32 protein-coding genes and 1 riboswitch are annotated in these 23,884 nt (G+C 36.9%); of the genes, 16 read left to right on the top strand and 16 right to left on the bottom strand.

Translation table 11 applies throughout. From position 1 onward, the window contains the following. Positions 1-59: 59 nt before the first annotated feature. The 11 genes from O1Q81_RS06345 (at position 60) to O1Q81_RS06295 (ending at position 5,647) form a co-directional block, all read left to right on the top strand. On the top strand, positions 60-761 hold the full coding sequence (locus O1Q81_RS06345) for a hypothetical protein (protein WP_386696582.1): 702 nt from the start codon (positions 60-62) through the stop codon (positions 759-761). Beyond that, positions 754-1,137 carry a hypothetical protein gene (locus O1Q81_RS06340; protein ID WP_386696580.1) on the top strand — a complete coding sequence of 128 codons (384 nt, stop codon included), beginning with the start codon at positions 754-756 and terminating at the stop codon, positions 1,135-1,137. The genes O1Q81_RS06345 and O1Q81_RS06340 overlap by 8 nt, the downstream gene beginning before the upstream one ends. Next, entirely contained in the window at positions 1,130-1,342 is a 213-nt protein-coding gene (locus O1Q81_RS06335; protein WP_386692732.1) for a hypothetical protein, read from the top strand. Before O1Q81_RS06340 ends, O1Q81_RS06335 begins: the two co-directional genes overlap by 8 nt. Further along, positions 1,335-1,574, top strand: coding sequence for a hypothetical protein (locus O1Q81_RS06330; RefSeq protein WP_386696578.1), 240 nt, complete (start codon positions 1,335-1,337; stop codon positions 1,572-1,574). The genes O1Q81_RS06335 and O1Q81_RS06330 overlap by 8 nt, the downstream gene beginning before the upstream one ends. Next, the gene (locus O1Q81_RS06325) at positions 1,567-1,887 is read left to right on the top strand and encodes a hypothetical protein (protein WP_386686067.1); all 321 of its coding nucleotides are present in this window, start codon (positions 1,567-1,569) and stop codon (positions 1,885-1,887) included. The genes O1Q81_RS06330 and O1Q81_RS06325 overlap by 8 nt, the downstream gene beginning before the upstream one ends. After that, positions 1,887-2,048 (top strand): hypothetical protein, encoded by a 162-nt coding sequence (locus O1Q81_RS06320; protein ID WP_386686065.1) that lies wholly within the window; start codon positions 1,887-1,889, stop codon positions 2,046-2,048. The genes O1Q81_RS06325 and O1Q81_RS06320 overlap by 1 nt, the downstream gene beginning before the upstream one ends. A 155-nt stretch (positions 2,049-2,203) precedes the next feature. Continuing rightward, positions 2,204-2,629, top strand: coding sequence for a hypothetical protein (locus O1Q81_RS06315; protein WP_386696577.1), 426 nt, complete (start codon positions 2,204-2,206; stop codon positions 2,627-2,629). Next, entirely contained in the window at positions 2,613-4,484 is a 1,872-nt protein-coding gene (locus O1Q81_RS06310) for a primase-like DNA-binding domain-containing protein (RefSeq protein ID WP_386696575.1), read from the top strand. The genes O1Q81_RS06315 and O1Q81_RS06310 overlap by 17 nt, the downstream gene beginning before the upstream one ends. A 55-nt stretch (positions 4,485-4,539) precedes the next feature. Further along, a complete protein-coding gene (locus O1Q81_RS06305; protein ID WP_386693828.1) occupies positions 4,540-4,869 on the top strand; it encodes a hypothetical protein in 330 nt (109 codons plus the stop codon). Between the two features lie 49 nt (positions 4,870-4,918). Further along, the gene (locus O1Q81_RS06300) at positions 4,919-5,287 is read left to right on the top strand and encodes a type II toxin-antitoxin system HigB family toxin (protein ID WP_386686057.1); all 369 of its coding nucleotides are present in this window, start codon (positions 4,919-4,921) and stop codon (positions 5,285-5,287) included. A gap of 3 nt (positions 5,288-5,290) precedes the next feature. Continuing rightward, the gene (locus tag O1Q81_RS06295) at positions 5,291-5,647 is read left to right on the top strand and encodes a type II toxin-antitoxin system HigA family antitoxin (RefSeq protein WP_386696573.1); all 357 of its coding nucleotides are present in this window, start codon (positions 5,291-5,293) and stop codon (positions 5,645-5,647) included. A 675-nt stretch (positions 5,648-6,322) separates the two neighbouring features. On the opposite strand, the gene O1Q81_RS06290 is transcribed toward O1Q81_RS06295, so the two are convergent. The 3 genes from O1Q81_RS06290 to pyk form a co-directional block, all read right to left on the bottom strand. Beyond that, the gene (locus tag O1Q81_RS06290; protein ID WP_386693826.1) at positions 6,323-6,784 is read right to left on the bottom strand and encodes a ClpXP protease specificity-enhancing factor; all 462 of its coding nucleotides are present in this window, start codon (positions 6,782-6,784) and stop codon (positions 6,323-6,325) included. 5 nt (positions 6,785-6,789) lie between these two features. After that, positions 6,790-7,428: a stringent starvation protein SspA gene (gene sspA / locus O1Q81_RS06285; protein ID WP_386686051.1), complete on the bottom strand. Its 639-nt coding sequence runs from the start codon at positions 7,426-7,428 to the stop codon at positions 6,790-6,792. A gap of 171 nt (positions 7,429-7,599) precedes the next feature. Then, positions 7,600-9,039, bottom strand: a complete 1,440-nt coding sequence (gene pyk / locus O1Q81_RS06280) for a pyruvate kinase (protein WP_386696572.1) — start codon at positions 9,037-9,039, stop codon at positions 7,600-7,602. Between the two features lie 211 nt (positions 9,040-9,250). On the opposite strand from pyk, the gene sixA reads away from it, so the two are divergent. Next, positions 9,251-9,718, top strand: coding sequence for a phosphohistidine phosphatase SixA (sixA, locus tag O1Q81_RS06275; protein ID WP_386686047.1), 468 nt, complete (start codon positions 9,251-9,253; stop codon positions 9,716-9,718). Between the two features lie 52 nt (positions 9,719-9,770). Here the strand turns inward: sixA and O1Q81_RS06270 are convergent, their stop codons facing one another. Both O1Q81_RS06270 and xthA read right to left on the bottom strand, forming a co-directional pair. Further along, entirely contained in the window at positions 9,771-10,562 is a 792-nt protein-coding gene (locus tag O1Q81_RS06270; RefSeq protein WP_386693824.1) for a TIGR01619 family protein, read from the bottom strand. Further along, positions 10,562-11,365, bottom strand: a complete 804-nt coding sequence (xthA, locus tag O1Q81_RS06265) for an exodeoxyribonuclease III (RefSeq protein ID WP_386696570.1) — start codon at positions 11,363-11,365, stop codon at positions 10,562-10,564. Before xthA ends, O1Q81_RS06270 begins: the two co-directional genes overlap by 1 nt. Before the next feature lie 163 nt (positions 11,366-11,528). Between xthA and O1Q81_RS06260 the strand changes: the two genes are divergently transcribed. Further along, positions 11,529-11,918 (top strand): cupin domain-containing protein, encoded by a 390-nt coding sequence (locus O1Q81_RS06260; protein ID WP_386693022.1) that lies wholly within the window; start codon positions 11,529-11,531, stop codon positions 11,916-11,918. Between the two features lie 52 nt (positions 11,919-11,970). Here the strand turns inward: O1Q81_RS06260 and moaE are convergent, their stop codons facing one another. From moaE to moaA, 4 genes are all read right to left on the bottom strand, one after another. Beyond that, positions 11,971-12,423 carry a molybdopterin synthase catalytic subunit MoaE gene (moaE, locus tag O1Q81_RS06255; protein ID WP_386686039.1) on the bottom strand — a complete coding sequence of 151 codons (453 nt, stop codon included), beginning with the start codon at positions 12,421-12,423 and terminating at the stop codon, positions 11,971-11,973. Continuing rightward, complete coding sequence (moaD, locus tag O1Q81_RS06250; RefSeq protein ID WP_386686037.1) at positions 12,424-12,669, bottom strand: molybdopterin synthase sulfur carrier subunit; 246 nt, start codon at positions 12,667-12,669, stop codon at positions 12,424-12,426. Positions 12,670-12,678: 9 nt separating this feature from the next. Then, entirely contained in the window at positions 12,679-13,155 is a 477-nt protein-coding gene (gene moaC / locus O1Q81_RS06245; protein WP_386696568.1) for a cyclic pyranopterin monophosphate synthase MoaC, read from the bottom strand. Between the two features lie 10 nt (positions 13,156-13,165). Further along, positions 13,166-14,176, bottom strand: a complete 1,011-nt coding sequence (gene moaA / locus O1Q81_RS06240; protein ID WP_386696566.1) for a GTP 3',8-cyclase MoaA — start codon at positions 14,174-14,176, stop codon at positions 13,166-13,168. After that, a riboswitch (molybdenum cofactor riboswitch) is annotated at positions 14,165-14,319 on the bottom strand. (Overlaps the previous gene by 12 nt.) A gap of 202 nt (positions 14,320-14,521) precedes the next feature. Between moaA and yvcK the strand changes: the two genes are divergently transcribed. Continuing rightward, complete coding sequence (yvcK, locus tag O1Q81_RS06235) at positions 14,522-15,439, top strand: uridine diphosphate-N-acetylglucosamine-binding protein YvcK (RefSeq protein ID WP_386696564.1); 918 nt, start codon at positions 14,522-14,524, stop codon at positions 15,437-15,439. A 50-nt stretch (positions 15,440-15,489) separates the two neighbouring features. Here yvcK and O1Q81_RS06230 read toward each other — a convergent pair whose 3' ends face one another. Next, a complete protein-coding gene (locus O1Q81_RS06230) occupies positions 15,490-15,831 on the bottom strand; it encodes a YegP family protein (protein WP_386686027.1) in 342 nt (113 codons plus the stop codon). Between the two features lie 319 nt (positions 15,832-16,150). On the opposite strand from O1Q81_RS06230, the gene O1Q81_RS06225 reads away from it, so the two are divergent. Next, positions 16,151-16,792, top strand: a complete 642-nt coding sequence (locus O1Q81_RS06225) for a histidine phosphatase family protein (protein WP_386696563.1) — start codon at positions 16,151-16,153, stop codon at positions 16,790-16,792. A gap of 70 nt (positions 16,793-16,862) precedes the next feature. On the opposite strand, the gene folC is transcribed toward O1Q81_RS06225, so the two are convergent. From folC to O1Q81_RS06195, 6 genes are all read right to left on the bottom strand, one after another. Then, positions 16,863-18,200: a bifunctional tetrahydrofolate synthase/dihydrofolate synthase gene (gene folC, locus O1Q81_RS06220; protein ID WP_386696561.1), complete on the bottom strand. Its 1,338-nt coding sequence runs from the start codon at positions 18,198-18,200 to the stop codon at positions 16,863-16,865. 14 nt (positions 18,201-18,214) lie between these two features. After that, positions 18,215-19,150 (bottom strand): acetyl-CoA carboxylase, carboxyltransferase subunit beta, encoded by a 936-nt coding sequence (gene accD / locus O1Q81_RS06215; RefSeq protein WP_132302483.1) that lies wholly within the window; start codon positions 19,148-19,150, stop codon positions 18,215-18,217. A 73-nt stretch (positions 19,151-19,223) separates the two neighbouring features. Beyond that, a complete protein-coding gene (truA, locus tag O1Q81_RS06210) occupies positions 19,224-20,048 on the bottom strand; it encodes a tRNA pseudouridine(38-40) synthase TruA (protein ID WP_386690237.1) in 825 nt (274 codons plus the stop codon). Beyond that, the gene (gene rlmM / locus O1Q81_RS06205) at positions 20,045-21,151 is read right to left on the bottom strand and encodes a 23S rRNA (cytidine(2498)-2'-O)-methyltransferase RlmM (protein WP_386696559.1); all 1,107 of its coding nucleotides are present in this window, start codon (positions 21,149-21,151) and stop codon (positions 20,045-20,047) included. The genes truA and rlmM overlap by 4 nt, the downstream gene beginning before the upstream one ends. Before the next feature lie 9 nt (positions 21,152-21,160). Then, the gene (locus O1Q81_RS06200; protein WP_386696557.1) at positions 21,161-21,577 is read right to left on the bottom strand and encodes a DUF423 domain-containing protein; all 417 of its coding nucleotides are present in this window, start codon (positions 21,575-21,577) and stop codon (positions 21,161-21,163) included. After that, complete coding sequence (locus O1Q81_RS06195) at positions 21,577-22,476, bottom strand: transcriptional regulator GcvA (protein ID WP_386696555.1); 900 nt, start codon at positions 22,474-22,476, stop codon at positions 21,577-21,579. Before O1Q81_RS06195 ends, O1Q81_RS06200 begins: the two co-directional genes overlap by 1 nt. 373 nt (positions 22,477-22,849) lie before the next feature. Between O1Q81_RS06195 and O1Q81_RS06190 the strand changes: the two genes are divergently transcribed. Beyond that, a complete protein-coding gene (locus O1Q81_RS06190; RefSeq protein ID WP_386696161.1) occupies positions 22,850-23,869 on the top strand; it encodes a branched-chain amino acid aminotransferase in 1,020 nt (339 codons plus the stop codon). Positions 23,870-23,884: the final 15 nt, after the last annotated feature.

The following is a 23,884-nucleotide window of genomic DNA, read 5'->3' as shown; positions in this document are numbered from 1 at the left end:
ATACACAGTTAGGGCGGAGATTTTTCACTACATTATTTTACTATTGCGTCAGGTTACACATGAAAAATATATCAAGTAACAACCGAAATAATATTAGCATTATTTCTGGCAAAATCAATCAGTTTATTACTGAAATTCATTTTGATTTTGTTTTGTGTGAAAATAATTCACAAGGCGAATCATTGACAAAGTGCGGTGAAATTCCCTATTATTTTCGCAACGGGCGTGGAAACCCTATAAAAAAACAAGTGGCGAACGATAGCACGCCAATTTTAAACCGTGCTTTTTTTGTTCGTGAAATTCGCACACCTAAAGAAAATAACAAGCTCAATTTTGAGCTGGTTAGCACTTTATCAAATGAAGTTGCAAAGCTCAAATTTGAGCCTAGCAATTTTCTTTCAATGATAGCGTGCTATGGGAAACGCTTAGGCGTTGGCGGTTTACCACTTGTAACCGTTTTTCCACCCCGTAGCACGTTATCGCCAAGCCGTGGAAAGCAAAGCGATAACTCTCAATATCAACAAGTGGAGTTATCAGTCATGATCTATTTATTCCTAGGCATACACCGCCAAAACTTAGGCAACACAAGCCTAACTGTTCAACGCTTGCCAAAAGCAAGAATCGTTATTCAAGCCGACAACGAAAGCACGGCACGGGCAAAAATCGCTAAAGATTATTGCTTGTTGCAATGCTGGAACGTCAAAAACTCACACCATTTACACCGCACTTTATCCAACATTAAGGGGGTGATTTATGCGTAAAATTTTCGTAGAGCTATTGCGTAGTCGTGAAAATGGGGGTAGTATTGAAACCACTACTACAAAAAGCGGAAAGCACGACCGTTATTTAAGTGCTATTTTTTTATCTCAAATTCACCATTCAACAGGCGAACACCGCCCCGAATGTATCGTATTTGCGGTAAGGTTAAGAGATCGAGCTAAGGCGATTTTTCGCACGAATAAGATCCGCCGACTTTTTGCGGTAGTTGATACCTTACCGCCCCTAACAAAGGGCGATACTACTAACACTGTAACAAAAAGAGTATTCCAAATGAAACAATCCAACACTTTAACCAGTGCGTTAAATCCTATTCGCTATTCTCAACCGTTTTCATTAATGGGGGTGAGCTATGCGTAAAGCCAAAATCAAAACATTCAAGCCTGAATATCAGCCGACTTTTGAGCAGTTAGCAAAAGCGGTAGCGAGAGCAGAATTTTATTTAAATTTTGCTAAAGATTACATTCACAGCGGACACTTAACAGGTACAGCGGACGCACTCAAAGCAATTAAAAACGAACTTACCAAAGGACTAAAACCACAACAAGGGGGCAAAAATGCGTAATTCATTCGACCTAATCGACAGCTTTAACACCAACCTAGCACAAGCCGAAAGTGTTTTAATGCTGCTTTTTGTTAATTTTTCAGAGAATGACGGCGATTTTAGTTTAAATCCGTACATTATTGAAAATGCAATCACCAACATTCAAAGCCTGATTTTAAATGCCAAACAAGACGGCAACGAACTAGGCGAATTATTAATGAATACCAAAAACCAAGGGGGCAAAGATGAATAATGTAAACGTGATAAGCGGACAAATTGACACACTAGAACAACGGATTAACCAGTTATTTCAATCAGTATGTTTAATTTATGTTATGCGTAAAAGCAACCTTGACACAATGGAAGCGTGCGAAATAGAAAACGCACTACAGGGCATTGAGAACCTATTACAAGGCTCAATAGATGAATTGAATGATTGTGTAGATTTATTTAGAAAAGCCGTCAATGGTGCGGAAATTGCGAATAATCCACCAGCAACAGGAAAAAGCGAAAAAGTGATACAACCACACGCAAGCCCAAATAAACGACTACAGGGAGAACAATAATGATTTATTACAGCGTCACAGGTTACGACAACAACGGCAAAACCTACAATCTAGGCACGTTCGACAACCTAGATAATGCAATTAAACGACAAATTAACGCACTGGCAGACCGCATTTATAAAGCGGTCCATATTGCGAAAGTTATTAAAGATAAAGCCTAGGGGGACTTATGGAAATTAACCAAGATAAAATAAAACAGATTGCCGACTATGCGTTAAAGCAAAGCATGAAGAATGAAAAGCAACATTTCAAAAGACGGAATTCCGTCTATCAGAAAACCGAATAACAGAAATCAGACAAGAACAAAGGGCAGATTATGGAAACAATCACAGAATTAAACATTAAAACCTTGACGGAATTAACTAAGCAGCCAGTTAAAGCAACATTGAGCTTTTTAGATTTTCCACATATTACATTAGTTCAAAATGACGGTTATTTCATTGGTTCATTATGGCAAAGCATAGACGATTTTATAACCGTAGATATGGGAAATGCGACCGCATGGCGTGAAGCGTTAGCAATTATTGCTTACCACCAGCAAAACACAACTACACCGCTATTGGTTAATGATGAGATAGAAACAGCCGTAAAATATTTTAGCGGCACAAATAACGGTATTTGTGACTTTATCGACAAGCAAGGAAATAAAATTACGCTTGAAATGATGACTAAGCAAAACCGCGAACAGGAAGACATACGAATAATGGAGAAAATGGGGGCAAGCAATGACAAAATTTACTAACGCACCGCATTTAAAAGAGCCGTGGAACAACCAGCTATTCAGTGATTTAATCATTTTAGCAGGTAGTGACGCATGGGGAACATGGGGCAAAGGTAAAGGCACTATGTGGCGTATTTTGGTTGATGGCTTGAAAATGGATTATTTTATAGATAACGGGGGGAAAGTTCACCCCTATGATCAGAAGCCAGTTATTTTAGATGTAAAACAGCTTACAAACCTAGACCGCACAAGGATATGTAACCCTGATCAGAGAGCTATAAAAATCTTCCAATGTGGCGAACTCACACAGGAGCAGAAAACTGCTATTTGTTTAAACCTTGCCACCAACAACAAAGTGAACGGTTTAGCCGTTGGCTTGTATAACGGGGTGACAATGGAGAAAGAAGAAAACCTAAGCGGATATATTGAACGCCTACGCACCCAAGAAAGCGAGCAAGATTTAGCAAAAATGATAGCAATTTCCGTCGCTGGTGGAAGTAATGACGAAATTAATTTAGACAGCAATTCCACCACCGAAAAACAAAAAACAGACGCTTTTTTTAAATGGCGAAACCAACCGCTAGGGCGTGATTTAACTTTAAGTAAGAGTTTTATTTATAACGGCAAAGCGTGGCTAGATTATTCTGATGAAGAATTAAAGCGTGATATTGTGAAATTCTACAATGAGCATAACGCAAGCTATCGAAATAGCACGATAAACAATCTAGCAGAAATTATCATTCTGAACATGGCGACCGTGCCACAAGCTAACGGGCGTTTTATTGCTTTTGAAAATGGTGTAATAGACAAGTTTACAGGCGACTTTCTGGAACATAACCAACAGCAAGGGGTAAGGGGTTTAGAGCCATATAGCGTTACCCTAAGCGAAGATACGCCACATTTTGACAGCTGGCTGAAATTCGTAGCCAATGGCGATGAAGAAAAAGAACAGGCAATCATGGCGGGGCTTTATATGATACTCACCAACAGGCACAAATGGCAGTTATTTCTTGAACTGGTCGGAACGGCTGGAGCGGGTAAAAGTATTTTAAGCGGTATTGCGGAAACTGTGAACGGCAAAGGCAATACGGCAAGCATGAAGATCGAACAGCTAATAGACCCGATAAATATAGCAACCCTGATCGATAAGTCGTTATTATTAAGTCCCGAACAAGGGGAATACAGCAAGGGGGCGGAAGACCTTAAACGCATTACAGGCGGAGATTTAACACGGGCAAAAATTCATTATCAAATGCCTATTGATATAGTATTGCAATTAGTTGTAGTGCTAATCACTAACACGCCCCTTTACTTCCCTGATTTAAACGGGGGTATTGCTAGACGCAGGGTGATAATTCACTTCGATCGTAAAGTTCCCGAAGACAAGAAAGATGTTAATTTTTTAGACAAAGTAAAGTTAGAAGTGTACGGGATTATTAAATTATTGCTTAAAGCATTTCCAGAGCCAGAAACCGCTAGAACAATATTAGAAACGTACAGGGAGAACCACAAAGGGCTAGCGACTAAAATTCAAGCCGACCATTTAATAGACTTCGCACAGGAATTTTATATTAAACCAGTGGAGCCAACCGACCCACCAAACGAGCGAAACGACAAGATAAACGGTTTATACTGGGGAAGTAACAAGGGTATTAAAGATTTTCACACCGCACTTTATCGAGCCTACATACATTTTTGTGAGTGTACGAACCAAAGAAAAGTAATGAGCTTAAGCATTTTTAAGCAAAGACTACCAGACGCACTAAAAGAAACAGGGCAAAAAGGCGAAGTAGTAGAACGGCTGAAAGACAATACGCTAGTTACTAATATCTACTACAAGGACAAAATGTTAACGCTGGCAAAGTGGCAAGGGTAAGCTAGAAAACGCACAAATTGCACCATATAAAAAAGAAATGGAGAATATAGAAATTATGAAATGTAACACCGCTAAAAGATTTTTAAGACCGCAGGCAATTAAACACTATATTACAGAAAATAACGGCTCAATTTATCACTTCATGAGCCTATACAGCGACAATGAACCCTACCCGATTAATGAGCTGGTGGAAATTCAAAAGCAAGTGATAGGCGAAATCATGGCTGATTATAAACTATGTGCTAGTGAGTTTTTAGAGCAGCAATTAAAACAGGCGGAACGCTTATTAAAACGTATTGAACACAGAGAAAAGCAATTAATGAGCGGAAACACTGAATACAAAACTGAATTAGAACAGATACAGGCAAATAATAACGCCCAATAATTCCACCACCAAAGCGACATATTAACCTAGACTGTTCTAGGTTTTTGTTTTGTTTATTGAAACTATCCCAAAACAGGACTATAATTTAATTAATCCCAAAACAGGACTATATAGACCTATGAGAATAATTTCAATATCAACACTTGTTAACTATTGGCAAAAGCACCCTGAAACAGAACAACCATTAAAAGCATGGATAGCCGAAGTTAAAAAAGCCAACTGGCAAGATTTACACGATATAAAAGCACAATATCGAACAGCAAGCATACTAAAAAACCGTAGAGCGGTATTTAATATTAAAGGTAATCATCATAGATTAATTGTAGCCATAGCCTTTCAGTTAGGTATTGTTTATATCAAATTCATAGGCACGCACGCAGAATACGACAAAATAAACGCTGATAACGTGGAGATTTAAGCAATGAACATTAAACCAATTAGAACAGAACAAGACTACAACCAAGCCTTAAAAGCTGTAGAGCCGTTATTTAATAAAGAAACCCTAACCGTTAATGAGTTAGATTTTTTAGACGTAACCACTACGCTAATAGAAAACTATGAAGCAAAGCACTACCCTATTGACCTACCCGACCCAATAGAAGCAATTAAATTCAGAATGGAGCAACAAGGGCTAGAAATAAAAGATCTTGATAATATCATTGGCAAACCTAACCGAGTTTACGAAGTCTTTAATAAAACCCGTCCATTAAGTTTAAACATGATGAAAAAACTACACTCAAAGCTAGGCATAAGAGCGGATATTTTGTTACAAGCCTAGTATTTAACTCTTTAATAATAACAGCCTATTTTAAACTAATAGGCTGTTTTATTATTCATAGGTTTTATACAGTATATGTTTTGGCATAAAAAACGGTTAAAAATGGCTAAAACTGGAAAATAAGGGGCTTTTATCCCCTGAAATCCCCGTTTATCCCCGTCCGAACCCCGTCTTATCCCCGTCTTTTATATATTTGATTTTAAACAAGAAAGAATAAAAAGCGGGGCTAAAACGGGGATAAGGGGATAAATTTTCAAAAAAAGAAAAATATTTTTATAAAAACGAAAAAAGGCTATTTTATACAGTACATTAAGAAACAACACAGATTTTAAAAGGTACTTCCGACGGGGTACGCCTTTCCACGGGGTTAGTGCGGCGTGGAGAACGGCTATTTTTTGAATTTCTAACCGTCATCATCATAGGTTATTTTTTACTCATTTATGGGGTGACTTTCAAGAATAAGGGTACAAATAAGGGTACAAAATGAAATTCAGCCAAGCATTACCAATAAAATAACTTGAAATTCAATGATATATATTTTTGGTTCGAGTCCGACCACTCACCAAATTACAAGAAACCACGTTGTTACGTGGTTTTTTTTCGTCTAGTATATTCTTGAGCATAGTAGATAAAATCAACAACAAAAAAGCGTAGAATATTCTACGCTTTCTCATATTATTTAATAATTTTCAAATGTGATGCCGATTTATTATCTGTTTTCTTTACTTTATTTACATTAGTTTTTGGCTTATCCACAATATCTTGGAAATTAGTTGGTTGTTCAACTTGTGAAGCCTGATCTAGTTCATCATAAATCTTTTCAGGTTCAAACATCACACCATCACCATTCTCACGTGCATAAATAGCTAATGCAGCTCCCATTGGGATATACACATCTCTTGGCACACCTTGAAAACGAGCATTAAATTCAATCGCGGTATTACCTAAAGATAAAGCTCCAACTGCTCCAGATGAAATATTTAACACGATCTGACCATCTTTCACATATTCTTGTGGCACCACAACCCCATTATAGGTTGCATCAACTACTAAATAAGGTGTAAAACTATTATCAATCAACCAGTCGTAATAAGCTCTTAATAAATAAGGGCGTTTAGGTGTTGATTTATATTCCATTACCATTACTTATCATCCATTAAATTTCTAGGTGTAGCATTGCCAACTGATTGTTGGAAAGAATCACGTTCAAATACTCTATTCATATAGGCTTTAAGTGCTTTACTTCCTATACCTGTAAATTCTACGCCTAAATCCTGCATTCTCCATAATAACGGAGCAATATAGCAATCTACTAAGCTAAATTCTTCGCTCATAAAAAATGGTGTTTGATCGAAAACTGGGGAAATTGCCAATAATTCTTCTTTTAATTGAGCTAATGAATTTTCTCGTTCTTCGTCAGTTCCATTTTCTGCTTTAGCTAAAGTAGGATACCAATCTTGCTCAATTCGTTGCATTAATAAACGTGTTTTGCCTCTAGCTACTGGATAAACAGGCATTAACGGTGGATGAGGAAAACGTTCATCTAAATATTCCATAATAATACGGGAATTAAACAAAACCAGATCACGATCAACCAATGTTGGTAACGTACCATAAGGATTTAACTCCATTAAATCTTCTGATAGACTTTGAGCATCTACAATTTCTGCCTCATAAGCGACACCTTTCTCTGCTAATACAATACGTACTTGATGACAATAAATATCATATTTATCATAGAAAAGAGTCATTATTGACCGTTTATTTACTGCACTTGTCATTTAGTCCTCCAGCGACTAAAACAGGATGTTGAAATGTTTAAAGTGAGATTAATTCTTGAATAGAATATAACCTTATAAAATATCTTGGCATTATACCATAAAGACAGCCTAAATATCCAAATAAAAAACGGCGGAACCATGCCACCGTTTAATAAAATGAAGAATTCTCTCTTAGTCAACAATTAATGTGCGACAAGTATTTGTATCGCCATTACCTAATGGATCTCCATGAGTTAATAACACAAGATCACCTGAAACTAAGAAACCTTTACTTTTTAGTAATTGTACTGCTCGTTTTGCACCTTCTGCTGTACGGGATTCTTCTTCACAATAAATAGGTGTTACGCCACGATATAATGCACAAAGATTCAACGTAGATTGATGACGGGATAATGCAAAAATAGGCAAGCCTGAACTAATACGTGACATTAATTGTGCCGTATATCCTGAGCTAGTCATAGCAATAATAGCGGCTACACCTTTCATATGGTTGGCAGCATACATGGCAGAAAATGCCACTGACTCACCAATGGTGTCAAATTGAACATCCATACGGTGACGAGAAACGTTAATGCTTGGCATTTTTTCAGCACCCAAACAAACTTTCGCCATTGCCGCAACAGTTTCTGCTGGATATTGACCTGCCGCAGTTTCTGCTGAAAGCATTACTGCATCTGTACCATCTAATACAGCATTAGCCACGTCCATAACTTCCGCACGAGTTGGCATTGGATTGCTGATCATAGATTCCATCATTTGGGTTGCCGTAATTACTACACGATTTAAACGGCGTGAACGACGAATTAATTTTTTCTGTACCCCAACTAACTCAGGATCACCTATTTCCACACCTAAATCACCTCGTGCCACCATGATCACGTCAGAAGCTAAAATAATGTCATTCATTGCAGCATCATCAACCACGGTTTCAGCACGTTCTACTTTTGCCACAATTTTTGCGTTTAAACCAGCTTCTCTTGCTAATCTACGAGCATAATTTAAATCTGCACTTGAACGAGGGAAAGAAACCGCTAAATAATCTACGCCAATACGAGCAGCCGTAATAATATCCGCTTTGTCTTTTTCTGTTAATGCGTCTGCGGACAAGCCACCACCTAACTTATTAATTCCCTTATTGTTTGATAATGGACCGCCGACAGTTACTTCTGTAAATACTTTAGCCCCTTCAGTAGTCAATACTTTTAATTGAACACGACCATCATCTAATAATAAAATATCACCAGAAACAACATCGCGTGGTAACATTTTATAATCTAAACCAACCGCCTCTTGATTACCTTCACCTTTTGGTAATTCAGCGTCTAAAACAAATTTATCACCCACATTTAAGAAAATTTTACCGTCTTTGAAAGTAGAAACCCGAATTTTCGGACCTTGTAAGTCACCTAAGATTGCTACATTTTTGCCTAATCTTTTGGCTATTTCACGTACTTTATTAGCACGTCCTATATGATCATCAGGTGTGCCGTGAGAAAAATTCATACGAACAACATTTGCCCCTGCTTCAATAATTTTCTCTAAATTATCACCTTGATCTGTGGATGGTCCCATTGTACATACAATTTTGGTTCTTCTTAATTTTCTAGACATTACTTTCTCCGTTGCTAACGTTGCTATTTAAAATGAATATTACTCATATCGTCATAACATTGACCTCTACCCCGTTATAACGAAAAAAACTGGTAGGCATTATACGCTGAAAATGCCCTGAAAGCGAGATGCCTTAAATAAAAATTTCCTTTTGACTTTTATATGGGTTTACGATTATATTTTTGTTAGTTTATTGTATAAGGAAAATCAGATGAAAATTTTTATTATGCGTCACGGCGAAGCTGAAATGTTTGCGAAATCCGATAAAGATCGTCCCCTTACCGAATTTGGTGAACAAAGCTCATCAAATCAAGGGGCTTGGCTAAAAGAAACCGCTGCACAGTTTGATAAAGTACTCGTCAGTCCCTATATTAGAACAAAACAAACCTTTGAATATATTAATAATATTTTTGATGACAAACTCACAGAACGAACCGAAATCTGGGATGCCATTACCCCTTATGGTAAAGCGGAAGTCATTGTAGATTACCTTTCTGTTTTGTTTGATGAAGATATACAACAAATTCTTATTGTTTCACATTTGCCATTAGTAGGAGAAATTGTGGCTGAACTATGTGGTAAAAATAACGTGTCTTTTTTACCAGCAACCATCGCAGAAATTGATTGGGATGGTGAAATCGGTAAATTAATTCAAACAAAAAATCCCCAAAGTGGATAAAAGTGCGGTCTTTTTTAACTGAATTTTAGCCCAATCCAGCTACAGCATTATATTAATTTAAATACGATCCTTGCTGACCAAAATTTCCATATTCCCAACCTAAATAACGAGCAGAAACGGCATCAGCAAGAGATTCAAATTGTTCAACTTGAGTAAAAATCTCCTGTGTATCTAAGGCTAATTCTTGCTCAACTTTGACTAAATATGCCCGATTGTCCTTATCTACTTTCACTCTATTTTCAGTATATTTAATCCGATCAAAATGGATCTTTGATAGATTGCATTTCTCAATAAAACGCTCAATATCCTCTTTTTCATCAAAATGGAAATTATGTTCTACTAACTGCGGTTCAGATAAATTCACACCATTTTCACTTAACGTATCTAAAATTTCTTCCGTCAAGGTCATTTTATGTTCTAATGGTGATGGCAATAAAAATTCAAAATAGGTATCCCAATTCAGATCCTGTTGAATAACTAACTCATCATAAGATAATTGTCCTAAGGTTTCTAACAAACTGATTTCATCATTAAAATAGAAAAATTGTTGTGATTTACCATTAGACAAAATATGCCCAGCATAAACTACATCAGGTAAGGCACAAAGTTGCGTAATTGTGTGTAATATTTGCCGAAATATCTCATGATGAGATACTTCTGTAGGCAATCCATTTTTATCACCTTGGTAATATCGAATAATTTGAGCAATATTCATTTGGCGAAATTCTGACATTTCCATCAAGGAAACATTAACAGTAACAACTGCCACCTGATCGTTAAACCAAGTGCGATAATTTTGCCAATTTTGTTGTTCTATTTCTTGCTGAAAATCAATGTCTGACATTATTTAAATTCCGCCCAAATTGGTGCATGATCAGAGGGTTTTTCCATTGCTCGAATATCCTCATCAATCCCCACATTTATACATTTTTCTGCCAATGCCCGATTTGCCAGAATATGGTCAATACGCAAGCCACGATTATCATCAAAACCCTTGGAACGATAATCAAACCACGAGAATTGATCATTGACTGTTGGATTTAATTTACGGAAAGTATCTTCTAACCCATAATTATATAGGCGTTGATACCATTCTCTTTCTTCAGGTAAAAATGAACATTTTCCTGTACGTAGCCAACGTTTACGATTTTCTTCCCCAATACCAATATCCAAATCCGTTGGGCTGATATTCATATCTCCCATGATGACAATAGGATTCGACTTATTATGTTGATTTTCCACATAATGTTGTAAATCCGCATAGAATTTCTGTTTAGCTGGGAATTTAGTTTCGTGATCTCGAGATTCCCCTTGTGGAAAATAACCATTAATCACCGTCAATAGCCCAAATGGCGTATCAAAATCCGCCATAATAATCCTTTTTTGTGCATCTTCATTATCGGTTGGAAAGCCTTTACGTACTGCAACGGGTTGCTGTTTACACAATAACGCCACACCATAATGTCCTTTTTGCCCATGATGAAAAACCTGATAACCCAAATGTTCTACTAATTCGTAGGGAAATTGTTCATCTGCCACTTTAATTTCTTGCAACCCCAAAATATCAGGCTGATGTTTCTCAATAATTGCATTTAACTGATGGGGTCTAGCCCGTAATCCGTTGATATTAAAGGATATAATTTTCATAAAACTCTCTAAATAAAAATGAATGGTTTATTATACAGCCTTTATAAAGTAGGGGGAACTGGATAAATAAAATAAACGCTCTATTTTACTAATAATTTTGCTTTTGATAATCATTATTATTTGATATGATTCCAGTGGTTATTTTTATATTATACGGAGCTTAATGATGAAAAAAGTATTATCACTTCTTGCACTAACAACCTTTGCTCTTGCTCATCAAGCAATAGCACAAGAATCTAACCCAGCAACAATTAAAATAGAAACGGGTACACAAGCTGGTAAAGTGTTAACCGAAAAAGGCAGAGTATTTGTAAATCAATCTGGCACTGTCGTGCATGGCTTTTTCAAAGCTGGCGATAAAATGAAAAGACATAACCACGACGGCTATGAACTTTTCTTTACTGTGTTAAAAGGCAAAGCTAATATTGTGTTAGATGATAAAGAAAATCACCCAATTAATGCAGGTGAAATCCTTTATTTCAACGGTAAACATTTTATCAATGCTGATTTCCCTGAAGAAACCGAAGTATTAATTAGCTTAATCAAAGAATAATTGAATTTATTAAAAAATCTGTACTTTACTTAAAAAAGTACAGATTTTTTATTTACCATTTTTCTGCAGCAATATGATCGCTATTTCGTTCTTCAATCCAACGCTCACCTTGCTCGGTTTGTTCTTTTTTCCAAAACGGTGCTTTGGTTTTTAAATAATCCATAATAAATTCATTAGCTGAATACGCATCACCTCGATGAGCGGTACTCACCCCAACTAAGACAATTTCATCACCAGTATGCAACAACCCAACTCGGTGAATTATTGCCACTCTTTGTAAATCCCAACGCTGTTTAGCTTCTGCCACAATTTCTTGCAAGGCTTTTTCAGTCATGGCTGGATAATGCTCTAAATATAGGCTAGATACTTTGTCGCCTAAATTCATTTCTCGCACTTTCCCCACAAAAATGGTGGTTGCTCCCACAGAATTTTGCTCCGATAACCAACGATAAACTGCATTTTGATCAAAGGATTGTGTCTGCACCGCAATTAAAATATCTGACATTTACCCCCCTGTTACTGGCGGAAAAAAAGCAATTTCATCACCTGATTTTATTGTACTTTCTAATGGCAACAAGGTCTGATTGATCGCCACCAATAACCTACCTTTTTGCAACGCTAACGCCCATTTGTCACCCTGTTTAGCCAAATGCTGACGCAGGCTTTCTGCTGTATCAAATTCTGCTTTCAATTCTAATTGCTCAATACCAATTAATTCTCGGGTTTGAGCAAAAAATAACACTTTTAACATATTTATCCATTATTCCACTTTAAAATGTCCTGATTTTCCACCGCACTTTTCTAACAAACGCAAGCCTGAAATCACCATATCTTTTTGTACCGCCTTACACATATCATAAATAGTCAATGCTGCCACGCTTGCTGCCGTTAAGGCTTCCATTTCGACTCCCGTTTTGCCAGTTAATTTACACAGGCTTTCAATGCGAACTTGGTTACTGTCTGAAAGTGCGGTTAAATTCACTTCTACTTTAGATAATAACAACGGATGGCATAACGGAATCAGTTCCCACGTCCGTTTCGCAGCTTGAATCCCTGCAATTCTGGCGGTGGCAAATACATCTCCTTTATGATGATTTCCCCTGACAATCATTGCTAAGGTTTTTGGTGACATTGTCACAAATACTTCCGCACGAGCTTCTCGCACCGTATCTTGTTTAGCAGACACATCCACCATATTGGCTTCACCATTTTGATTAATATGGCTAAATTCTGTCATTTTTCCCTCTTTATCCACCAATACTAGCTAAATTAGCTCTTACACCACTATTACCTTGATGCAAGAAATGATGTTCTCGTTTACCCTGTAACGCACCGAAAAGCCTTGCTTGTAAAAGTAATTGCTGGTTATCTGATTGTAACAATTCTCGCAAATCAACGCCTTCTTCGCCAAATAAACATAAATGCAATTTACCTTTAGCAGAAACTCGCAAGCGGTTACAACTGACACAAAAATTTTTCTCGTACGGCATAATTAGCCCAATTTCACCTTGATAATCAGGGTGCGAAAACACTTTTGCGGGTCCATCTGTCCGTCCTTTCGGTTGTAATTGCCAACCTTGTCGCAATAATTTATCCACCAAAATTTGCCCCGAAATATGATGTTTTTGGAAAAAATAATCCATTTCCCCCGTTTGCATTAATTCAATAAATCGCATTTGAATCGGACGATGCTTTATCCAAGCCAAAAACTGCTCAAACTCCCGATCATTAAAATCTTTCATCAATACTGAATTAATTTTAATTTTCTGATACCCCACTTCAAAAGCACGATCAATACCACGCATTACATCATCAAATTTATCTTCCCCTGTAATACGATGAAATTGCCGAGGATCAAGGCTATCCACGCTGACATTAATTGAGGTAATCCCTGCTTTTCGCCACAAATCCACATCTTTTGCCAAACGATAGCCATTAGTAGTTAAAGCAAGGGTGTGAATATTTTCAATAGCAGAAATATTTTCCACAATCTCCAGAAAATCTTTACGCAACGTAGGTTCACCACCAGTAATTCGCACTTTCTCTGTTCCCATTGCAACAAATGCACGTACCACACGGCGAATTTCATCCACATTAAGAAATTTATCACGCTCAGGGTTCGGCTGATAACCATTGGGTAAACAATAGTTACAACGAAAGTTACAAACATCGGTAATCGACATTCGTAAATAGTAGTATTCTCGTTGGAACGGATCAACAAGCCGCTCCAACAAGTTTCGGATAGGAATAGATTGCATGAAATACCTTTATAAAAAAGAATAGGACAAACCGTTTCCAGCGTATCCCCGAGCAATAGCATAACATTATGACTATCGCTGGCATTGCTACCCTATCTTTATTACATTGACGTAGGCACGCAAGCTCGGTATATGAAATTCTTTTTATTTTAAAAGAGATAGGCTAAAAGCACAACTAAAAAGCCAATGATTAAGCCCTTTCAGGTAGAAATATTAGGTCATTATTTTATTCAATTATAGAGAGGTTTATATAACGTAAAATTATCTTTTTAAAAATAAGCAAAAAATGGTAAATTAATATCATCTTTTGTAAAAGGATTATTAATGGGATTAATAGGATTTATGATGACAACACTAAACAACAATACTCACCTAAAACAAATTAAACATCTGGTTGCCATTGGGGGTGGTCACGGTTTAGGACGTGTGATGTCATCTTTAAGTTTCTTAAAAGGGCAACTTACAGGTATTGTTGCAACCACCGATAATGGCGGGTCAACAGGTCGTATTCGCGATGCTCACGGTGGTATTGCGTGGGGAGATTTACGCAACTGTTTAACCCAAATTATTGCCAATCCCACCACAGCATCAGCGGTATTTGAATATCGCTTTGGTGGCACAGGTGAGTTAGCAGGGCATAATTTAGGCAATCTAATTTTAAAAGCCTTAGAAGATATGAATATTCGCCCCACAAAGGCAATTAACTTAATTCGCAACTTTTTGAAAGTGAAATCTTTCTTGCTCCCCATGTCAGATAGTCCTGTACATTTAGGGGCAATTTTGCCATCTGGTGAACAAATCTTAGGCGAAGTCGCCGTAGATAGCTTACAGCAACTTCCTGATTCTCTATTTTTATCTCCAAATGTTCCTGCTTCGCCCGAAGCAGTTAATGCTATTTTGCAAGCGGAAGTGATTTTACTTGGACCTGGTAGCTTTTTAACCAGTATCATGCCAATCTTATTATTACCTGAAATTATTCAAGCCCTCAAAGTAAGTTCGGCTAAAATTATTTTTATTGATAATCTCGGTGTCGAACACAGTCCATCAGCCAGTTTATCCTTATCGGATCGCATTCAATGGATCAATAAAACCGTTGGAAAAGATATTGTAAATGGTGCAATCACGCCTATACAAATTGATAATGAACAAGCATCAGAAGTGAAATTATTAGTACGCAAATTAAACGCAGATGATGTTACTTATCGCCATGACCGATATTTACTTCGCTCTGCCATAAACGATATGATTGCTGAATTGTGCTAAAAAACACAGTAGAAAAAATAAAGCCACTCAACAGAATGGCTTATCAAAAATTAGGCTTTAGTTAAATCTTTAATGGTTGTGGTTACTGAATTATTCATTACCGATTTCACGCCATTTTTAGCCGATTCTTGTGATGAATAATATTGACTACGTCCAATTTCTTGATGATTTTTAGCTTTTAATACAAAATAAGGCTTATCATTTTTAGCTACTCGATATTCAAATAAGCTTTCATTTGCACCATTTTTTTGTACAGAAGCAATACCATTTTCTGCTGCAGCACGAGTTTTGTATAACTCACTAGTTAAAATAACTTGACTATTTGCCGCTTTTAAATTGAACATAAATTGTCCGTCGCTGGCTAATTTTAATTCATACCAACCTAATGCCATTTTAAACTCCTTGTTACTGGGTGATTCATCTGGAAATAACTTCCAAAACAAATAATAGGCTATTTGATGATTTTTTCAACTGTTTTTCATAAAATTTTATTTATTTCAGTAAACTAAGTTACGTTTTTACCGCACAAAACGTATTTCACACCAAGTTGATTCGCTACTATTTGGATTAGATTCATTTGGTGATCATTTTTATGAATAGTTAAACAGCAAGGCTTATTAATGATGATAAAATTCTGATGCTGATATATAATTTTAAGCATAGCTATCAAAAATAAATTTGCCTCGTCTTAAAAGAAAAGGAAAATACACAATGAATAAAGATATTCACTTTTATTTTGTTCGTCATGGTCGAACCATTTGGAATGAACAAAGATTAATGCAAGGATCAGGTAATTCTAATCTCACCGAACAAGGTGTACAAGGTGCAATCAAAACTGGTCAGGCGTTACAAAATATTCCCTTTATTGCTGCCTATTCAAGCTGTTTACAACGTACCATTGATACTGCTCAATACATTCTAGGCAAACGAGATATTCCACTGTTCCAACATAATGGTTTAAATGAACATCATTTTGGCAGTTGGGAAGGGCTTGTAGTAGATGATATTCGCCAACATGAAGAATTTCAACAAATGCTCAATGATCCTGCTAACTATAAAGCAATCTGTAACAATGGCGAAACTTGGCAACAACTTGCCGAGCGAGCAATGAAAGCGATACAAGATATTATTAAAATCCACCAACAAGGCAATATTTTAGTCGTTTCGCACGGTCATACTTTACGCTTACTCATTGCGTTATTAAACGGTGCAACTTGGCAAAATCATCGTGAGAATGGACAAAGCGAAACACTTGCTAATACCTCAATTAGCGTAGTTCGCTATGTTCAACAAGGAAATCAATTAGGACAATTTATGGTAGAAAAAGTGAATGATGTAAATCATTTAGAATAAAATGAAATGTGGTGAAAAATTTTAATATTATTCACCACATTATCATTCATCTATTGGCTGAGTGTATAGACTAAGTAACCCCAATCTGTAAAAATTCCCCCACCGTATGAAATGAGCCAAATACCAACACGACATCATTTTTATCGGTATTTTTCACCGCACTTTCTACCCCTAAAGCCACCGAATTTTCCACTTGAACCTTGACTTTAATGGCTTGTTTCTCAGCTACTGAATATAATTTTTCCGCAAGCTGTTCACCAGTTTGTCCACGGTAGCCTAACAAGGTAACACAATGCCACTCATCAATGATTGATAACAACGGTGATAACACATTTTCCGCATCTTTATCTTGTAAAATACCACAAACTGCGGTGATTTTTCCTGAAATTTTGCTTTTTAATTGGGTTAATTTTTCGGCTAAATAACGTGCGGCATGGGGATTATGACCAACATCAATAATAATTCTAGGTAAATCTTGTAAAGATTTTTCTGTTAACTTTATCAGTGCGGTTAAACTTTCTGGTTTAACCGTTTGAAAACGCCCGATTAATTCCACTTCATTTAAGGATTTTCGGAGAATTTTAGCAGAAATATTAAATGGTAAAGACTGTACGGCAGCTAACGCCGTTGCCGCATTTGCTAATGGAATTTGACATAGCGGTAAATTTCCTAGCTGACAGTTGTTATTTTGCCACTTCCACTGTTCGCCTGTTATTTCAAATTGCCAATCTTGATTACAACAAGAAAGCTGGCAATTTAACGATTTTGCATACTCGATCATTGAATGTGGAATATCTGGCTCACCAATAATCACAGGCTTGTTTGCTCTAAAAATCCCTGCTTTTTCAAACGCAATTTTTTCTCGAGTATCGCCTAAGTAATCAATATGATCAATATCAATACTGGTGATTACCGCCATATCTGCATCCACGATATTAGTCGCATCTAATCGACCACCCAAACCTACTTCTAAGATGACCACATCTAAATTTGCTTGCTTAAATAAATACAAGGCAGATAGCGTACTAAATTCAAAATAGCTTAGAGATTGATTTTTATGGGTATTAATAAACTGGAAAGAACGAATATGATCTTCGTCTTGCACATCTTGATTTTGAATCCGCACACGTTCGTTGTAACGAATTAAATGCGGTGAAGAATAGACACCAACTTTAAAACCAGCATTAAGTAAAATAGTTTCCAGCAAGCGACAGGTTGTGCCTTTGCCATTAGTGCCACCCACTGTTATTACATAAGGGGCTGGACTTAATAAATCTAATGCTTGAGCAACCGATTTTACTCTTTCCAGTCCAAGATCGATGACTTTACAATGACTGTGTTCTAAATAATAAAGCCACTCCTCAAGGCTAGATTGTAGCGTTGGCGTGGCTTTTGAGTTATGTAACATCGCTCAAATATATCCTATTTAAGCTCTGTTGCAATAGTGCTTTCTGCGGTAACGTTTTCTACTGTATTTTCAAGTAATTCAGCTTCAATAAATGGTGATGGCAATCCCATTAATTGACTTAATACATTTGCCAATTTTTCACGCATTTCGGCACGTTTCACGATCATGTCAATAGCTCCGTGTTCTAATAAAAATTCAGAACGTTGGAAACCTTCTGGCAATTTTTCACGTACCGTTTGCTCAATGACTCGCGGACCAGCAAAACCGATTAAGGCTTTCGGTTCAGCAATATTTAAATCACCTAGCATGGCAAAGCTGGCTGACACACCACCTAAAGTTGGATCGGTTAATACAGAAATAAACGGTACACCTTTTTCTTTCATTTTTGCCAATACTGCACTGGTTTTTGCCATTTGCATAAGGGATAACAAGGCTTCTTGCATTCTTGCACCACCACTGGCAGAAAAACACACAAACGGACAATTTTTTTCAATAGCTTGTTCCGCCGCTTGCACAAACTTCGCACCAACTACCGATCCCATAGATCCGCCCATAAAGCTAAAGTTTGATGCTGCTGCGACAATCGGCATGCCATACAGCGTACCAGAAACGGTGATTAACGCATCTTTTTCGCCAGTTTCTTTTTGAGCAGCTGTAATACGATCTTTATATTTTTTCAAATCTTTGAATTTTAACACGTCTTGTGGTTCAAGATCAGCGGCTATTTCCACAATACTATCTTTATCCAACAACGCATCTAAACGCTCACGAGCATCAATCCGCATGTGATGACCACATTTCGGACAAACTTCCAAATGGCGTTTTAATTCATCACGATATAATACTTGTTCACATGACGTACATTTTGTCCATACACCTTCTGGCACATTGGCTTTTTTTCTTGCCGAAGATGACGGCGATTTACTAAAAATTTTATCAATCCAGCTCATTATTTAACCTTAATGTTGTTAAATGAAAATCCTACGTATTTAACCACAAATTTGACTTGTTTTGTAGATATTTCTACCATAATTTTAATCTTTCGATAATAAATGCTGGCAATTCATCTGGTAAGAACAAAGGTCCTAGCGGTGTTTGTGGCAACTGAAAACGTCTTGGATATTGCACATTCACCAAATATAACCCATCTGGTTTCGCTGTGGGAGCAGCTAAAGTGCGGTCTTTTTTAGCTAATAATTCCGCTATCCAACTTTCAGGCTTTCGCCCACAACCCACTTCCATTAAACTCCCCACAATATTGCGAACCATGTGATGTAAAAAGGCGTTAGCTTGAATTTCGACAATAATATAATCACCAAATCGAGATACCATTAACGAATGTACATTTCGCCATGGACTATGAGATTGACATTGAGCTGCTCGGAAACTTGTGAAATCCCGTTCGCCTAATAATGCTTGTCCAGCTTCACGCATTCTATTGTAGTCCAAGTCTAAATGGGTATGCGTCACGCCAGTAGGTAAAATAGCAGAACGTAATCGATTACAATACAAAATATAACGATAACGCCGTGCAGTAGCACTAAAGCGAGCATGAAAATCATCAGGCACGATCTTCGCCCATTTCACGGCAATATCATCTGGTAAATTGGCATTTGTGCCAAATTCCCACGCTTTTTCAGGGCGATCTACATTTGTTTCAAAATGTACCACTTGCCCTGTCGCATGCACACCGCTATCCGTTCTTCCTGCACAAAATACTTCTATATTTTGATTAGCCACCACCGACAAGGCTTTTTCAAGTTCTGCCTGAACACTCGGTAGATTTTGTTGCCGTTGCCAACCTAAATAATGCGTGCCGTTATATTCTACGCCAAGGGCAATTTTCATTGTGTTACTCCATGGCTTATTAATTGAATATGCACTGTAATTTCTTCTCTATCATGGTATAAATGTTTAGCTTGTAAACGGAATTTTATCCCCTGACTATCCAAACTATCAGATAATTGTTGCAAACATTTTTGCACTTCTTGATAACGTTTTTTCATGGGTAATTTAAGATTAAAAATCGTTTCTCGACACCAACCATTGAGCAACCATTTGCTAATTAAATCCGTAATTCTGCTCGGTTGTTCCACCATATCACAAACCAGCCAATCAATTTTTTTACGTTTTGGTGGCTGAAATTTAAATCCGTCCTCAGGGCAATGTTCAATTCGTCCAGTATCATGTAAACTGGCTGCCATTTTGCCATGATCTACCGCATACACAAACAAACCACGGCGAACCAGTTGATAGGTCCAACCGCCTGGGCAAGCCCCTAAATCTACACCAATCATATTTTCATTTAGACGTTTAGATTCTTGTTCGGTAGGAATAAAGGTTAAAATAGCATCTTCTAATTTTAAGGTTGAACGACTCGGTGCGTCCATAGGGAATTTTAAGCGTGGAATACCCATAAAATGAGCGGAATGATTGTTATTATAGGAATAGCCAATATAACAGGCATTATTTGCTATAAATAAACAATGTAAGGTAACACCACTTTTTTTAATTTCTTGGCATTGCAACCATCCCTGTTTTCGCAAGGCTTGGCGTAATGGTACAGTAAATTTTCGACAGAATCCTAATAATTCTTTTGCTTCATTAGTATCCGCGGTTTCTACCCAAATTTCAGTGCTTTGTTTTAGGTTAAACGGCGGTGAAAATTCATGAAATTTTTCGACAATCGGGCTAATACGATCAGTAGGATCTAAATTTGTCAATAAATCCGATATTACGATTATTTGACGAACAAAAATTAATTGATTAAAAGGAATCTCACGAGCTAATTTATCCGCTTCTCCAATTTGATAACATTCAAAAATGACATAACCACTATTTTCTTGCACTCGAGCAAAGCCGAATACACCACGCTCTGCCGCTTTATCCGTTATTTCCGCCGCCACTTCTTTTTCAAAACCAATACGGCAATATAATGCTAATTTATTCAATGAACTTCCTTATTTCATAGCTCTTCTGGCGAAACTAGAACGTACCGAAACCACCAATAATGTTGCCCAGCCGAATAAAAACGCCATTCCCCCAACTGGTACAAACATGGCAATGGAGCAAGTACCTAATACAGCCATGGTATAAAGTGGACCACTAAACAACAATATACCTAATAACCATGAAAAACCGATAATATTCACCGCAGTTTGACGGCATTTAGGTGCATTCTGTGGCATAGTGGCAGAAATAAACCAGCCTAATGCTAACAAAGCAACCGTGTGAAAAGTATGATATTTCCACGCAATATCAAACCAATTTATTTGTTGCTCTGAAAATTCATACTGCAAACCATGAGAAACAAAAGCCCCAAAAGCAACACTAATAAACCCGCTCAAGGCGGCAAACGATAAAAATTTATTTCCCATCATATCTCCTTATTTATTCCTGATTTATCAATCTCTTGTACAATCCAATGGCGAAATGATTGGATCGTTTTTTCATTATTTCTAACCTGATTATTGACCACATAAAAAGATTTAGGATCTTGCAATTTCATTGGTAATACAATTTGTAAATTGCCTTGATCAATTTCCTGTTGAGCTAACATCTGATTCGCTAAAATCAATCCCTGCCCATAAACCGCTGTTTGTAATGCCATTAATGTATGGCTAAATATACAACCATTTCGCACATTTGGCAACTCTATATTTAAATAATGTGCCATCATTTGCCAGTTATCGTGATTATGAATATGAATTAGTTGATGTTGTTGCAAATCTTGTGCCGAATGAATCGGTTTTTTCTCCAATAATTTAGGTGATGCTAATATCACCAAATCCGCCTTAGCTAATTGTTCTGTATAGAGATTATCCCAATTACCATAGCCATAATAAATAGCAACATCAATATCTTTATTTAAGATACCCTCATCTTGTTCTGTTGCTCGAATCCGAACTTCAATATCTGGATATAATTGATTAAATGAATATAAATGTGGTACAAGCCATTGAATGGCAAAAGTTTGTGGTACACTAATGTTTAACTGAGATTTGTCTTTCGACATAATTTTCTCTGTCACATGAGCGAGTTTCTGTAACAATGGCGAGATTTCGGCATAATACTGTTTCCCTTTTTCAGTCAGTTCTAACAGCCTATTTTTCCGTACAAATAACTCAATGCCTAAAAAATCTTCTAATAATTTAATTTGATGACTGACAGCCGCTTGGGTAACGAAAAGTTCTTCTGCAGCTTTGGTAAAACTTAAATGGGTAGCTGAACTTTCAAAGGCTTTTAATGAATTTAAGGGCGGTAAACGTTTCCCCATAATTTTCCCCTAATTTTGATGAGTAGGATTAGTTTTTTTGATTCGACTGATAAGTTTTTCTCATTTGACTGGTCTATCCAGTTACATTATACTACAAACATACTTAATCATGAGTAATTCTTTTCATTAATTAGAAGTTGCTTACTTTTAATTAAGTATTATGTTGTGTTTGCATATTGTTCGGGAAACCGAACATAACTTCCTGTATATTTAGCCCTAAACTTGGGGTAACAACACCGCACTTTATAAGTGCGGTGTTTTTTATGGAATAATTCTAACATTAGCCCACATAAAATCTCAAATAATAGTTTTCAATCTTCACATTATCATGTAAATTTAGCGACATCATCTTTTTCAAATACAATAAGGATAAATTATGAAAGATCTTGACTGGAATAATCTTGGATTTAGTTATATAAAAACAGACTATCGCTATATTGCTTACTGGAAAAATGGCGAATGGCAAAAAGGCGAATTAGTGACAGATAATGTGCTACATATTAGTGAAGGCTCCACCGCACTGCACTACGGACAACAATGTTTTGAAGGATTAAAAGCCTACCGCTGTAAAGACGGTTCAATTAATCTATTCCGTCCTGATGAAAATGCCAAACGTATGCAACGTAGCTGCCAACGTTTATTAATGCCAGAAGTGTCTGTTGAAATGTTTATAGATGCTTGTAAACAAGTGGTAAAAGCCAATGAAGAATGGATTGGACCTTATGGTTCAGGCGCCACCTTATATTTACGTCCATTCTTGATCGGAGTTGGAGATAACATAGGTGTGAATGTTGCTCCTGAATATATCTTTTCTATTTTTGTTTGCCCAGTGGGAGCCTATTTTAAAGGTGGTTTAAAGCCAACTAATTTTATGGTATCCAATTACGATCGTGCCGCTCCACATGGAACTGGAGCTGCCAAAGTTGGTGGAAACTATGCGGCTAGCCTTTATCCAGGTAAAAAAGCCAAAATTCAAGGTTATGCCGACTGTATTTATTTAGATCCCACCACTCACACCAAAATTGAAGAAGTGGGATCTGCAAATTTCTTTGGTATTACCAGAGATAATAAATTTATCACCCCTATTTCACCATCTATTTTGCCAAGTATCACCAAATACTCTCTACTCTATTTAGCAAAAGAACGCTTTGGTATGGAAGCGATTGAAGGTGATATATATATTAATCAATTAGATCAATTTAGCGAAGCGGGGGCTTGTGGTACAGCAGCAGTGATTACGCCAATCGGCGGTATTCTCAATGGTGATGACTTCCATGTTTTCTATTCAGAAACTGAAGTTGGACCTGTAACTCGTAAACTTTATGAAGAATTAGTTGGAATTCAATTTGGCGACAAACCAGCACCTGAAGGCTGGATTGTTAAAGTAGAATAATAAAATCTGCACCTT

Source organism: Lonepinella sp. MS14436, from assembly GCF_042470565.1.
In the GTDB taxonomy this organism is placed as follows: Bacteria; Pseudomonadota; Gammaproteobacteria; order Enterobacterales; family Pasteurellaceae; genus Lonepinella.
This window is presented reverse-complemented; position numbering and strand designations above follow the sequence as displayed.

Coding starts and splice junctions, on each gene's coding strand:
- O1Q81_RS06345 (WP_386696582.1), top strand. CDS start 60: ATGAAAAATATATCAAGTAACAACCGAAATAATATTAGCATTATTTCT.
- O1Q81_RS06340 (WP_386696580.1), top strand. CDS start 754: ATGCGTAAAATTTTCGTAGAGCTATTGCGTAGTCGTGAAAATGGGGGT.
- O1Q81_RS06335 (WP_386692732.1), top strand. CDS start 1,130: ATGCGTAAAGCCAAAATCAAAACATTCAAGCCTGAATATCAGCCGACT.
- O1Q81_RS06330 (WP_386696578.1), top strand. CDS start 1,335: ATGCGTAATTCATTCGACCTAATCGACAGCTTTAACACCAACCTAGCA.
- O1Q81_RS06325 (WP_386686067.1), top strand. CDS start 1,567: ATGAATAATGTAAACGTGATAAGCGGACAAATTGACACACTAGAACAA.
- O1Q81_RS06320 (WP_386686065.1), top strand. CDS start 1,887: ATGATTTATTACAGCGTCACAGGTTACGACAACAACGGCAAAACCTAC.
- O1Q81_RS06315 (WP_386696577.1), top strand. CDS start 2,204: ATGGAAACAATCACAGAATTAAACATTAAAACCTTGACGGAATTAACT.
- O1Q81_RS06310 (WP_386696575.1), top strand. CDS start 2,613: ATGACAAAATTTACTAACGCACCGCATTTAAAAGAGCCGTGGAACAAC.
- O1Q81_RS06305 (WP_386693828.1), top strand. CDS start 4,540: ATGAAATGTAACACCGCTAAAAGATTTTTAAGACCGCAGGCAATTAAA.
- O1Q81_RS06295 (WP_386696573.1), top strand. CDS start 5,291: ATGAACATTAAACCAATTAGAACAGAACAAGACTACAACCAAGCCTTA.
- O1Q81_RS06290 (WP_386693826.1), bottom strand. CDS start 6,784: ATGGAATATAAATCAACACCTAAACGCCCTTATTTATTAAGAGCTTAT.
- sspA (WP_386686051.1), bottom strand. CDS start 7,428: ATGACAAGTGCAGTAAATAAACGGTCAATAATGACTCTTTTCTATGAT.
- pyk (WP_386696572.1), bottom strand. CDS start 9,039: ATGTCTAGAAAATTAAGAAGAACCAAAATTGTATGTACAATGGGACCA.
- sixA (WP_386686047.1), top strand. CDS start 9,251: ATGAAAATTTTTATTATGCGTCACGGCGAAGCTGAAATGTTTGCGAAA.
- O1Q81_RS06270 (WP_386693824.1), bottom strand. CDS start 10,562: ATGTCAGACATTGATTTTCAGCAAGAAATAGAACAACAAAATTGGCAA.
- xthA (WP_386696570.1), bottom strand. CDS start 11,365: ATGAAAATTATATCCTTTAATATCAACGGATTACGGGCTAGACCCCAT.
- O1Q81_RS06260 (WP_386693022.1), top strand. CDS start 11,529: ATGATGAAAAAAGTATTATCACTTCTTGCACTAACAACCTTTGCTCTT.
- moaE (WP_386686039.1), bottom strand. CDS start 12,423: ATGTCAGATATTTTAATTGCGGTGCAGACACAATCCTTTGATCAAAAT.
- moaD (WP_386686037.1), bottom strand. CDS start 12,669: ATGTTAAAAGTGTTATTTTTTGCTCAAACCCGAGAATTAATTGGTATT.
- moaC (WP_386696568.1), bottom strand. CDS start 13,155: ATGACAGAATTTAGCCATATTAATCAAAATGGTGAAGCCAATATGGTG.
- moaA (WP_386696566.1), bottom strand. CDS start 14,176: ATGCAATCTATTCCTATCCGAAACTTGTTGGAGCGGCTTGTTGATCCG.
- yvcK (WP_386696564.1), top strand. CDS start 14,522: ATGACAACACTAAACAACAATACTCACCTAAAACAAATTAAACATCTG.
- O1Q81_RS06230 (WP_386686027.1), bottom strand. CDS start 15,831: ATGGCATTAGGTTGGTATGAATTAAAATTAGCCAGCGACGGACAATTT.
- O1Q81_RS06225 (WP_386696563.1), top strand. CDS start 16,151: ATGAATAAAGATATTCACTTTTATTTTGTTCGTCATGGTCGAACCATT.
- folC (WP_386696561.1), bottom strand. CDS start 18,200: ATGTTACATAACTCAAAAGCCACGCCAACGCTACAATCTAGCCTTGAG.
- accD (WP_132302483.1), bottom strand. CDS start 19,150: ATGAGCTGGATTGATAAAATTTTTAGTAAATCGCCGTCATCTTCGGCA.
- truA (WP_386690237.1), bottom strand. CDS start 20,048: ATGAAAATTGCCCTTGGCGTAGAATATAACGGCACGCATTATTTAGGT.
- O1Q81_RS06200 (WP_386696557.1), bottom strand. CDS start 21,577: ATGGGAAATAAATTTTTATCGTTTGCCGCCTTGAGCGGGTTTATTAGT.
- O1Q81_RS06195 (WP_386696555.1), bottom strand. CDS start 22,476: ATGGGGAAACGTTTACCGCCCTTAAATTCATTAAAAGCCTTTGAAAGT.